Source organism: Streptomyces sp. (assembly GCF_031181705.1).
Taxonomy (GTDB): Bacteria; Actinomycetota; Actinomycetes; order Streptomycetales; family Streptomycetaceae; genus Streptomyces.
The window spans coordinates 37914-49173 of the sequence record NZ_JAPSKN010000027.1; the positions used below are offsets into that span (position 1 = coordinate 37914).

Sequence of the window (11260 nt, forward strand, 5' to 3'; positions counted from 1 at the left end):
GTCTCGTGCTGCTCGAAGGTTTCGCCATGCTGCTCGTAGGCGTCCGGGGCGGGTGCGGCGGTGCCGTCGGAGTTCCACTGCGTGGCGTCGAAGGCGCCCGTGTCGAAGGTCTGCGTGCCCCATTCCCACTGCTGGGTCCGGTCGGCCGGATTCCCGGACTGGTCCGGCTGGGCCCAAGTGCCGTTCTCCCACTGGCCGGTGGCGTCGGAGGGCGCGGCCTGCGGCGGGATGGCCGACAGCGGCTGCTGCTCGGTGTGCCAGGAGGCCGTGTCGTAGCCGCCGGTGTCGTAGGCGGCCTGGTGCTGGGCCGCGTACGCGTCGTAGTGCGGGTTCTCGTGCGCACCCGTGGGCCAGTGGCCGGTGTGGTACGTCCCCGTGTCCTGGCCGCTGCCCGGCATGTCGCCGAAGAGGGGGTCGGTGGCGAAACTCGCGGTGGTGTGGCCGGTGGCGTCGAAGCCGGTGGCCGTGCCGGCGGGATCAAAACCGGTGGCGGCGTAGTCGCCGTACGTGGTGAAGTCGCCGTGCTGGGCTTCCTGGGTGCCGTACGACGCGTAGTGCGCCGAGGCGGCGTCGGAAGCCGGAGCCGGGGCCATGGTCCCCGACGGGTGACGGTCGTTCACCAACTTCTCTTTCGCCTCGACAACAGGGGCTGCCAGAGCAGTGCGGCGACTGTACCCGGCGGTACGCGGGCACGACAATCTTCGGCAGGTTTCGCGCGCGCAGGAAACGGGCATTCGGCCGTGTTTTGGCGGACTGCGGGCACAGGCTTGGCCCTGTGTTCGAAGTTTGTTCGAGGCTGTTGGGTGATGCGGGGCTGTGTGTCATCTGTATGACGAGTCCGCGCGCCGGGTGTGACGGCCACGGGCCGACTGTCGCCCGACCGTGTGGTGGGCGGCCGTCGGGCGGACCGGTGTCAGGTCGTCGTCAGGCCACCGTCAGGTCCCCGGCGTGGCCGGTGGACGGTTCACCCGGGCGGGCCGTGTCGAGAACCTGCCGTATCCCGTTGGCGACCGCGGGGTGTACGGGCAGGGCGAGGTGGCCGATGCCGGTGACCCGCACGTTCTGCGCCGTCAGATCGGGATGGTCGACGCAGGCCGACTCCAGCGGATCCATCACATGGTCGAGGTCGCTCCAGAAGCTCACGAAGTGCGTACGGCAGCCCGGGGCGGGCCGAGTGAGCTCCTCGAGCACCGGCGAGCCGGGGCGCATCTGGCGCACGATGGGGTGCGCGTTGGCCAGGGGCGCCACCCGGGTGCCCGAGTGCGGCGTGCCGAGGGTGACCAGGGTCCGCACGCGCGTGTCGCCGCCGAGCCGCTGCACGTAGTAACGCGCTATCAGCCCGCCGAGGCTGTGCCCGACCACATCGACCCGCTGGGCGCCGGTGCGCTCGCAGATCTCCTCGATGTGCCGGCCGAGCGACTCGGCCGCGGTGCGTATGTCGCAGGTCAGCGGCGAGTAGTTGAGGGACTCGATCTGCTGCCTGCCGTGCTGGGCGAGGCTGCGGCGCAGCAGGACGAAGACCGAGCGGTTGTCGATGAAGCCGTGCAGCAGCAGCACCGGGGGCTTGGCCTCCGCCGGCAGCTGGGCCGCGCCGTCGGCGGGCAGGGCCGGGGCGGGCCCGCGCCGCTCCTGCGCGATGCCGGAGGGATACAGCAGGAGGTGCCCGGCCAGGATCGCCACCTCCAGGGCGGTGGCCTTCAGGAGCGCCATGGACAGTCCCGCCAGCCGGTTCGGCAGCAGGCGCCGGCAGAACGGAAGAAGAGGCAGAGCCGTCCCGGTGACCTTCATGGCCGTCCTCCTGTCGGCACGCGGGAGGACGGCATGGCCCCCCGTGTGCACTCGTGGAAAGCAGCAGCGAAGACGGCCGACGACGACCGCGCGAGCGGCGTGAGCCGCGTGAGCTGCGGGGAGTGAGCGCGGCATGCGGCGTGTGTGACGCCGGTGGTGAGACGGGGTTCCCGGTCGACGCGGTGACCTGGCTCCCCGCTGGTGCGCCGTGCGTGCCCTGCGTGCTGTGCGTGCGGTGCTCGCCCTGTGTGCCTTCGCCGACGTGACGTACCGCCGCTGCGCGTGATGGGTGGCGCGGCGGTGCGGCGGCCTCCCTGCGGCTCCCCTTGCGCTTGTCCCATCGTGTGATTTCCCCCTCGGTCGGCACCGCGAAACTGCCGGTTGCGGGATGCTGGAGATAACGTTCGTTCACTTCCCCGGGTGGTTCGGGGCGCGTCCGTGTCAGGGTGGCGTGTACGGCGTGCCGGATGTGTGCGGTACTTGTCCGTACGGATGGATGCAGTCGCTTCATGGAGGCAGTGATGGGTGTGGCAGCCGGTCCGATCCGCGTGGTGGTGGCCAAGCCGGGGCTCGACGGCCACGATCGCGGGGCCAAGGTGATCGCGCGGGCCCTGCGCGACGCCGGTATGGAGGTCATCTACACCGGCCTCCACCAGACCCCCGAGCAGATCGTCGACACGGCGATCCAGGAGGACGCCGACGCGATCGGGCTGTCCATTCTCTCCGGCGCGCACAACACGCTCTTCGCGGCGGTGATCGACCTGCTCCGGGAGCGGGACGCGGCGGACATCCTGGTCTTCGGCGGCGGGATCATCCCCGAGGCGGACATCGCCCCGCTGAAGGAGAAGGGTGTCGCGGAGATCTTCACGCCCGGTGCGACGACGCAGTCGATCGTGGACTGGGTCCGGGCGAACGTACGCCAGCCGGCTGCCTCCGGGGGCTGAGCCGGCCCGGTCGGGGCCCGGGCCGGTGCGACCGTGGCCCGGGCCGGTGTGGTCGCGAGCCGGGCCGGTGCGACCGTGGCCCGGGCCGGTGTGGTCGCGACGCGTACTGGCGTGATCGTGGCCCGGGGTCGCGTGGTGTTCTCCGTGTTCCGCTAGGCCGGGTTGCCGTTCTCCGCCGGCCCCAGTTCCTCGATCATCGCCGCGCGCAGGCGCAGGGTCGTGACCAGGCGCTGGAAGGCCTCCGCCCAGTAGCCGCCCGCTCCCGGAGACGCGTCCTCCGGCTCGTCCGGTACGGCCAGCAGGGCGTCGAGACGGCCGGACTCGGACGGGTCCAGGCAGCGCTCGGCCAGCCCCATGACTCCACTGAAACTCCACGGATAACTCCCCGCGTCCCGCGCGATGTTGAGGGCGTCCACCACCGCGCGGCCGAGCGGCGGGGCCCACGGCACCGCGCACACGCCGAGCAGCTGAAAGGCTTCCGACAGGCCGTGCGTCGCGATGAAACCGGCCACCCACTCGGCCCGTTCGGCGGCGCCCAGCGTGCCGAGCAGCTTGGCCCGCTCGGCCAGGGACACCGCTCCCGGACCGCCCGCCTCGGGCGCCGAGGGCTCGCCGAGCAGCGCCCGCGACCACTCGGCGTCCCCCTGGCGCACCGCGGCGCGGCACCACGCGGCGTGCAGCTCGCGCTGCCAGTCGTCCGCCACCGGCAGCGCCACGATCTCCCGGGGTGTCCGGCCGCCGAGCCGCCGCGACCACGTGCCGAGCGGCGCCGCCTCCATCAACTGACCGAACCACCAGGACCGCTCGCCCCGCCCGGCGGGGGCCTTCGGCACGACGCCGTCGCGCTCCATGCCCGGGTCGCACTCGTGCGGGGCCTCGACGGCGATCATGGGGGCAGGCGTCCCCGCGGTCCGGCCGGTCCGCGTGTGGTCGATGGCCACGCACGCCGCCGCCCGGACCGCCATCCGCTCCGCGAGCGCCGAACCGGGCAGGGTCGACAGCAGTTCCGCCGCCGTGGCCCTGACGTTGCGGCTGCGGTCGTCCAGGGCCTGTTCCAGGAACGGCTCGTCGTCCGGACCGAGACCCGTGCGCAGGGAGTCGAGGAACATCAGCCGGTCCTCGGCCCGCTCGGTCGTCCAGGTGGACGCGAGCAGCTCGCGTGCGGCGGCCGGTTCACGGGAGCGCAGGGCGGACAGGAGGGCGACCCGCTCGGCGAACAGGCCCTCCTGCCACAACCGCCGCGTGGTGTCGTCGTCCTCGGGGCGCGGCAGGGCTGCTCCGCCGCCCGGGGCCGCGCGCAGGGCGAACCGCCAGTCCGGGTTCAGCCGGGCCAGCCACAGGGCCCGCGGTCCGGCGAACTCCAGCGCCGCCGGGCGCAGGTCCGTCCGCCCCCGGGCCGCGTCCAGCAGGGCCGGCAGCAGCTGCGGAGGCGGGGCGAAACCCCGGGCGTTCGCCGCCGCCAGCCACTGGGGCAGCAGCTCCATCAGGTCGGGCGCGGTACCGCGGCGGCCGCCGCCGGACGCGCCGGGCCGGTCGGCCAGCAGCATCGCCAGTCTGCGGGCGGCAGCGGCGGGCAGTGGGGGACGCCGGTCCTCCGGGGCCGGTCGCGGACGCTGCGCCGCGCGCGCCGGACGCAGACCGGCCCGCCGCCGGACGGTCTCCAAGGCCGCCGCGTCCAGCAGGGCCACCGGGGCGTCCTGTCCGGGGGCGGTGTCCGGCGGGGTGCGCCGGTCCGTGCCCAGCAGTGCCGTGGTGACGAGCCCCTCCCAGGCGCCCGCGACGGGCGCGTCCACAGGAGCGGAGGTCCTGGTCATGAGCTTCCTTTCCGTGGGGCGCCCGGAGGTGGTTGAAGGCTCGCCCTTACCGGTTGTCCCGTGATGCCTGAAAGATTCGTGGATCGGTGAGAAGGGTGGGTCCGCCCGAGGCCGCGGGAGCCGGGCGTCCGCCGTCGGGTCAGCACAGGGACACGGCGTCGCCCGGGCCCTCGGGCCAGGCCGTCAGCGGGGTGAAGCCCTGGTGGCCGCACTCGCCGAACACCGTGACCGGGGCGCCGCCCGAGAGGGCGACGAGCCGCCACAGGCCGGGGCGGGACCGCGCGGCGGGAGTCAGCGGCAACGCCGCGTCCTCGTCGGCGTCCGCCAGCTGCCAGGAATCCCCGTCGGGGGCCGGGACGACCCGGCCCAGCGTCACGGGGACGGACTCCAGCCACGGGTCGTCGCGCAGGGCGTCGCCGTAACGGGCGGCCGCCTCGGAGGTCGTCACCCCGGGCGGACGGGTCTCCGCCGGTGCCGGAGGTGCGAACTGCTCGCCCAGCGCCACCCGCAGCTGCCCGGCTCCCGGGTAGGAGGCCACCTCGGCGTCCAGGGCCAGCCCCACGGGCAGCGCCAGCTCCGGGGCGCGGCCGGCGGCGCCGTAGGACAGGAGCAGCGCCGTGCGGGCCGAGTCGGCGCCGTACAGCCAGATCCGGCGGGTCGTCAGGCGCGTGTCCGCCGTGTCGTACTGTGCCAGCACCAGCCAGCGGTCCCGTACCGGCTTGCCGTCCGCGGAGACCGGCAGGCCCATGCGGGAGCGGACCGTGGCGGCGAGGCCCTCCGGGAGCCGCTCGCGCCGCAGCCAGCCCTGGCCGAGCAGATGCAGCAGCGCGCACTCCTCCAGCAGCCGCACCGGCCAGCCGGGCCCCGTGGACGGGATCGCCCCCAACTCCCGCACCCGAGCGGCGAGACCCTGTGCCTGGGCGTCGACCATGCGGGCCGCCGTCTCCTCCCAGAGCCCGTACCCGGACCGCTCCGCCGACGCGAGGCCGCCGCGCAGCAGGTCCGCCAGCCGCTGCTCCAGCTCCACCGCGCCCGCCGTGACCCGCTCGGCCCGGCGCTCCGCCCGGCGCCGCGCCGCCTCCGGATCAGCCGACCCGGACGGCGCGCCCGCAGCCTCCCCGCTCCGCTTCTCCTCCGCCCGTCTGCGCCGCCCCGCCAGCCACTGCGCGGCCCACTCCGGCGCCTGCCCCCGCGGCACCGCCGCGTCGCCGCCCGCCCAGAGCAACAGCAGTCCCAGCGCGTGCTTGCACGGGAACTTGCGGCTCGGGCAACTGCACTTGTACGCGGGCCCGGAGGCGTCCGCGATGTCGACGACCGTCTGATACGGCTTGCTCCCGCTGCCCTTGCACAGCCCCCACACCGTCCCCTCGTCGGAACTGCCGGCCTCGGACCACGGCCCCGCCGCGCCGAGTTTGCTTCCCGCTTTGCGTGACGCGGCGTCAGGCGCCAAGGCCAGCACCTGGTCCGCAGTCCAGCGCACCCCCTGCTGAGTCATGCCATCGAAGGTAGATCCCACCACTGACAATCGGGTCCGCGAGCGGCTGCGGTACTGCATTTCCGCAGGTCAGGACGGATTGTCAGTGGTGTGGTGCACCGTTGGTGGCAGATCCGAACCGGCCGAGCTGGAGGGGGCCCTCAGCCATGTCTGTGTCCGTTGAACCGACGACCGTGGAGCCGAAGCGGGAGGAGCCGGCCGAGGCGTTGCGGCCGCATGCCGAGGACGCCTTCGCCGGTGAACTCGCCGCGCTCGCCGCGCAGGACGACCGCCCGCGCCCGGCCCGCTGGAAGCTGTCGCCGTGGGCCGTCGCGACCTACCTGCTCGGGGGCACGCTGCCGGACGGCACGGTGATCACGCCGAAGTACGTCGGTCCGCGCCGCATCGTCGAGGTCGCCGTCACCACCCTCGCCACCGACCGCGCCCTGCTCCTGCTCGGCGTGCCCGGCACGGCGAAGACCTGGGTGTCCGAGCACCTGGCCGCGGCGGTCAGCGGCGACTCCACGCTGCTGGTGCAGGGCACCGCCGGCACCCCGGAGGAGGCCATCCGCTACGGCTGGAACTACGCGCAGCTGCTCGCGCACGGCCCGAGCCGCGACGCCCTCGTGCCCAGCCCGGTCATGCGCGCCATGGCCGAGGGCATGACGGCGCGCGTCGAGGAGCTGACGCGTATCCCGGCCGACGTGCAGGACACGCTGATCACGATCCTGTCGGAGAAGACGCTGCCGATACCGGAGCTCGGCCAGGAGGTGCAGGCGGTCCGCGGCTTCAACCTGATCGCCACGGCCAACGACCGCGACCGCGGGGTCAACGACCTGTCCAGCGCCCTGCGCCGCCGCTTCAACACGGTGGTGCTGCCGCTGCCGGAGAGCCCCGAGGCCGAGGTCGAGATCGTCTCGCGCCGCGTCGACCAGATCGGCCGGTCCCTGGACCTGCCGGCCGCGCCCGACGGGCTCGACGAGATCCGCCGGGTCGTCACGGTCTTCCGCGAGCTGCGCGACGGGGTGACGGCCGACGGCCGGACGAAGCTGAAGTCGCCCAGCGGCACCCTGTCCACGGCCGAGGCGATCTCCGTCGTCACCAACGGCCTCGCCCTCGCCGCCCACTTCGGCGACGGCGTGCTGCGGCCGAGCGACGTCGCCGCGGGCATCCTCGGCGCGGTGGTCCGCGACCCGGCGGCCGACCGCGTGATCTGGCAGGAGTACCTGGAGACCGTGGTCCGCGAGCGCGACGGCTGGAAGGACTTCTACCGGGCCTGCCGCGAGGTGAGCGGGTGAGCGACCGGGGGCGGGGAGCGCTCGCGGGGACGGACAGGGGATGGGAGGGAACCAAGTGACGGATGTGGAAAGGCCAGCGGGCCGGGGGACCGGGGCGGGGCCGGTGCTGCTGGGGGTGCGGCATCACGGCCCGGGTTCGGCGCGGGCCGTGCGGGCGGCGCTGGAGGAGGCCGGGCCGGAGGTCGTGCTGATCGAAGGGCCGCCCGAGGCGGACGCCCTGGTCCCGCTCGCCGCCGACGAGGAGATGCGGCCGCCGGTCGCCCTGCTCGCCCACGCCGTGGACGAACCCGGCCGCTCGGCGTTCTGGCCGCTGGCCGAGTTCTCCCCGGAATGGGTCGCCCTCCGCTGGGCCCTGGAGCACGGCGTCCCGGCCCGCTTCATCGACCTGCCGGCCACGCACACACTGGCCTGGGGACAGCGCGAGGACGAGGCGGAAGCGGAGGGCGAGTCCCCGCCGGACGCCGAGACGGCGCGGACGGCGGACGGTGACGGCGCTCCGGGCACCGCCCCGGGCCCCGACCCCGGCCCGGGCGCCACCCCGGGCCCCGATTCCGGTCCGGGCACCGCCGAGGTGCGGATCGACCCGCTCGGGGTGCTCGCCGACGCCGCCGGTTACGACGACCCGGAGCGGTGGTGGGAGGACGTCGTCGAGCACCGGGGCGCCGGCCGGGGGGACGCGCTCGCGCCGTTCACCGCGCTGGAGGAGGCCATGGCGGCGCTGCGGGAGACCTACGGCAGCGGGGGCCACGACCGGGACCTGGTCCGGGAGGCGTACATGCGGCTCCAGCTGCGGTCCGCCCAGCGGGAGTTCGGGGACGGCGTGGCCGTCGTCTGCGGCGCCTGGCACGTGCCCGCCCTGCGGCGGAAGACCACCGTCGCCGCCGACAAGGCGCTGCTCAAGGGCCTGCCCAAGGTGAAGACGGACATGACCTGGGTCCCGTGGACCCACCGCAGGCTGTCCCGGGTCAGCGGGTACGGGGCCGGCATCGACTCGCCGGGCTGGTACGGGCACCTGTTCAGCGCCCCGGACCGGCCGGTCGAGCGGTGGATGACGAAGGTGGCGGGGCTGCTGCGCGCCGAGGACCGGATCGTCTCCTCCGCGCACGTCATCGAGGCGGTGCGGCTGGCCGAGACGCTCGCCGCGATGCGCGGCCGTCCGCTGCCGGGCCTGAGCGAGTCGACCGACGCGGTGCGGGCGGTGATGTGCGAGGGCTCGGACGTGCCGCTGGCCCTGGTGCACGACCGGCTGGTCGTGGGGGACGTGCTGGGGGAGGTGCCGTCGACGGCCCCGGCGGTGCCGTTGCAGCGGGACCTCACCAGGCTGCAGCGCCGGCTGCGGCTGAAGCCGGAGGCGCTGGAGCGGGAACTGGAGCTCGACCTGCGCAAGGAGAACGACGCCGAACGCAGCAGGCTGCTGCACCGGCTGCGGCTGCTCGGCATCGCATGGGGCGAACCGGCCGCCGTGCGGGGCGGTACGGGCACGTTCCGGGAGACCTGGCGCCTGCGCTGGGAGCCCGAGCTGTCCGTGCGGGTGGCCGAGGCGGGCGTGTGGGGAACGACCGTACTGTCCGCCGCGACCGCCAAGGCCGAGGCGGACGCCGTCGCCGCGGAGGGCCTGGCCGACGTCACCGCGCTCGCCGAGCGCTGCCTGCTGGCCGAACTGCCCGAGGCGCTGCCGGCGGTGATGCGGATCCTCGCCGACCGGGCGGCCCTCGACTCGGACGTCGGCCATCTCGCGCAGGCGCTGCCCGCCCTGGTCCGCTCCCTGCGCTACGGCGACGTCCGCGGCACGGACACCGGGGCTCTCGGCGAGGTCGCCGCGGGGCTGGCCGAGCGGGTCTTCGTCGGCCTGCCCCCGGCCTGCGCCGCGCTCGACGCCGACGCGGCGGAGGAGATGCGGCGTCACGTGGACGCGGTGCACGGGGCCGTCGGCCTCCTGGGCGACGCGCCGGCAGCGGGAAGCGGTCACCTCAGAGCGCGCTGGCAGTCGGTGCTGCGGGTGCTGTCCGGGCGGGACACCGTGCCGGGGGTGATCCGGGGGCGGGCCGTGCGGCTGCTGCTGGACGACGGGGAGCTGGCACAGGACGAGGCGGCACGGCTCATGGGACTCGTCCTGTCGCCGGGCACCCCGCCCTCGGACGGGGCCGCCTGGATCGAGGGCTTCGTCGGCGGCGGCTCCGGCGGCGGCATGCTCCTGGTGCACGACGAGCGGCTGCTCGGGCTGGTCGACGCGTGGCTGACCGGGGTGCCGGCGGAGGCGTTCACGGACGTGCTGCCCCTGCTGCGGCGGACGTTCTCGGCGTACGAGCCCGGGGTGCGCCGGACCCTCGGCGAACTGGTCCGGCGCGGACCGGCCTCCGGAGGAGGTGCGGCGGCCCCCGGCTCCGCGCTCCCCGGCTTCGCGCCGGAACTCGACACGGCGCGCGCGGACGCCGTGCTGCCCGTGGTGCGGCTGCTGCTCGGACTCGACGACATGAACACACGGAACGACCCGGTGGGGGTGGAGGGATGACGACCGACGGACTGCGCGCGCCGACGCCGAGGACGGCGGAGGCGGACACCGTCAGGAACGGACCCGGGGCGGACGGCCGGCCCAGGGCGACCGTGCCGGTGGTCCCGCTGTGGGAACGGCCGCGCGGGGGAGGACACGGATGACGGCCGAGGTGACGGACCCGGCGCAGGAGCGGCTGCGGCGCTGGCGGCTCGTGCTCGGGGGAGACGCGGCGGACGGCACCGGATGCGCGCTGTCCGGTCAGGACGCGGCGATGGACGGCGCGCTCACCGCGCTCTACGGCAGGAAGGACGGCAAGGCGCAGGGCGGCCGGGACCGTTCGGCGGGGCTCGGGGCGTCGGCGCCGTCCGTGGCGCGCTGGCTCGGCGACATCCGGACGTACTTCCCGTCCTCCGTCGTCCAGGTCATGCAGCGCGACGCCATCGACCGGCTCGGTCTCGCCACGCTCCTGCTGGAGCCGGAGATGCTGGAGGCGGTGGAGGCCGACGTGCACCTGGTCGGCACGCTGCTGTCGCTCAACAAGGCGATGCCCGAGACCACGAAGGAGACGGCACGGGCCGTCGTGCGCAAGGTCGTCGACGACCTGGAGAAGCGGCTCGCCACCCGCACCCGGGCCACCCTCACCGGCGCGCTCGACCGCAGCGCCCGGATCAGCCGGCCGCGCCACCACGACATCGACTGGAACCGCACGATCGCGGCCAACCTCAAGCACTACCTGCCCGAGTACCGGACGATCGTGCCGGAGCGGCTCATCGGCTACGGGCGGGCGACCCAGTCCACGAAGAAGGAGGTCATCCTCTGTATCGATCAGTCGGGATCCATGGCGGCGTCGGTCGTGTACGCATCGGTGTTCGGAGCGGTGCTCGCCTCGATGCGGACGATCTCCACGCGACTCGTCGTCTTCGACACGGCGGTCGTCGATCTGACGGATCAACTCGACGACCCGGTGGACGTCCTGTTCGGCACGCAGCTGGGCGGCGGCACGGACATCAACCGTGCCCTCGCCTACTGCCAGTCGCAGATCACCCGACCGGCGGAGACCGTGGTCGTACTGATCAGTGACCTCTACGAAGGGGGCATCCGCAACGAGATGCTCAAGCGGGTCTCGGCGATGAAGGCGTCGGGGGTGCAGTTCGTCACGCTGCTGGCGCTCTCGGACGAGGGCGCACCGGCGTACGACCGGGAACACGCGGCCGCGCTGGCGGCGTTGGGGGCACCGGCGTTCGCCTGTACGCCCGATCTGTTCCCGGAGGTGATGGCGGCGGCGATCGAGAAGCGGCCGCTGCCGATACCGGACGCGGCGTGACGGAGGACTGCGCCTGAGGGGCGCCGGGCTTGACGGAGGGGGCCGGGCCCGGAGTCGGCCCGGCCCCGGCCGGTTGCCGGCGCCCGTGTCGGCATCGGTGTCGGCATCGGTGTTGGCGTCGGTG

The 11260-nt window shown here is 74.4% G+C and carries 7 protein-coding genes and 1 pseudogene; 4 read left to right on the forward strand and 4 right to left on the reverse strand.

The genetic code is table 11. The features are described from left to right. Both RIN80_RS08520 and RIN80_RS08525 read right to left on the reverse strand, forming a co-directional pair. A pseudogene (locus RIN80_RS08520) lies at positions 1–620 on the reverse strand (M23 family peptidase); the annotation flags it as partial. Between the two features lie 304 nt (positions 621–924). After that, positions 925–1788, reverse strand: coding sequence for an alpha/beta fold hydrolase (locus tag RIN80_RS08525; protein ID WP_309094902.1), 864 nt, complete (start codon positions 1786–1788; stop codon positions 925–927). A gap of 521 nt (positions 1789–2309) precedes the next feature. Between RIN80_RS08525 and RIN80_RS08530 the strand changes: the two genes are divergently transcribed. Continuing rightward, positions 2310–2732, forward strand: a complete 423-nt coding sequence (locus RIN80_RS08530) for a cobalamin B12-binding domain-containing protein (protein WP_094054527.1) — start codon at positions 2310–2312, stop codon at positions 2730–2732. 152 nt (positions 2733–2884) lie between these two features. On the opposite strand, the gene RIN80_RS08535 is transcribed toward RIN80_RS08530, so the two are convergent. Together RIN80_RS08535 and RIN80_RS08540 are read right to left on the reverse strand one after the other, a co-directional pair. Further along, positions 2885–4546 (reverse strand): DUF5691 domain-containing protein, encoded by a 1662-nt coding sequence (locus RIN80_RS08535; protein WP_309094903.1) that lies wholly within the window; start codon positions 4544–4546, stop codon positions 2885–2887. Between the two features lie 139 nt (positions 4547–4685). Beyond that, positions 4686–6041: an SWIM zinc finger family protein gene (locus RIN80_RS08540; RefSeq protein ID WP_309094904.1), complete on the reverse strand. Its 1356-nt coding sequence runs from the start codon at positions 6039–6041 to the stop codon at positions 4686–4688. A 146-nt stretch (positions 6042–6187) separates the two neighbouring features. Here RIN80_RS08540 and RIN80_RS08545 point away from each other — a divergent pair, with 146 nt between their 5' ends. The 3 genes from RIN80_RS08545 (at position 6188) to RIN80_RS08555 (ending at position 11136) form a co-directional block, all read left to right on the forward strand. Beyond that, entirely contained in the window at positions 6188–7318 is a 1131-nt protein-coding gene (locus tag RIN80_RS08545) for an AAA family ATPase (protein ID WP_309094905.1), read from the forward strand. A 40-nt stretch (positions 7319–7358) separates the two neighbouring features. After that, positions 7359–9830: a DUF5682 family protein gene (locus tag RIN80_RS08550; protein ID WP_309094906.1), complete on the forward strand. Its 2472-nt coding sequence runs from the start codon at positions 7359–7361 to the stop codon at positions 9828–9830. 139 nt (positions 9831–9969) lie between these two features. Continuing rightward, the gene (locus RIN80_RS08555; RefSeq protein ID WP_309094907.1) at positions 9970–11136 is read left to right on the forward strand and encodes a VWA domain-containing protein; all 1167 of its coding nucleotides are present in this window, start codon (positions 9970–9972) and stop codon (positions 11134–11136) included. Positions 11137–11260 lie beyond the last annotated feature (124 nt).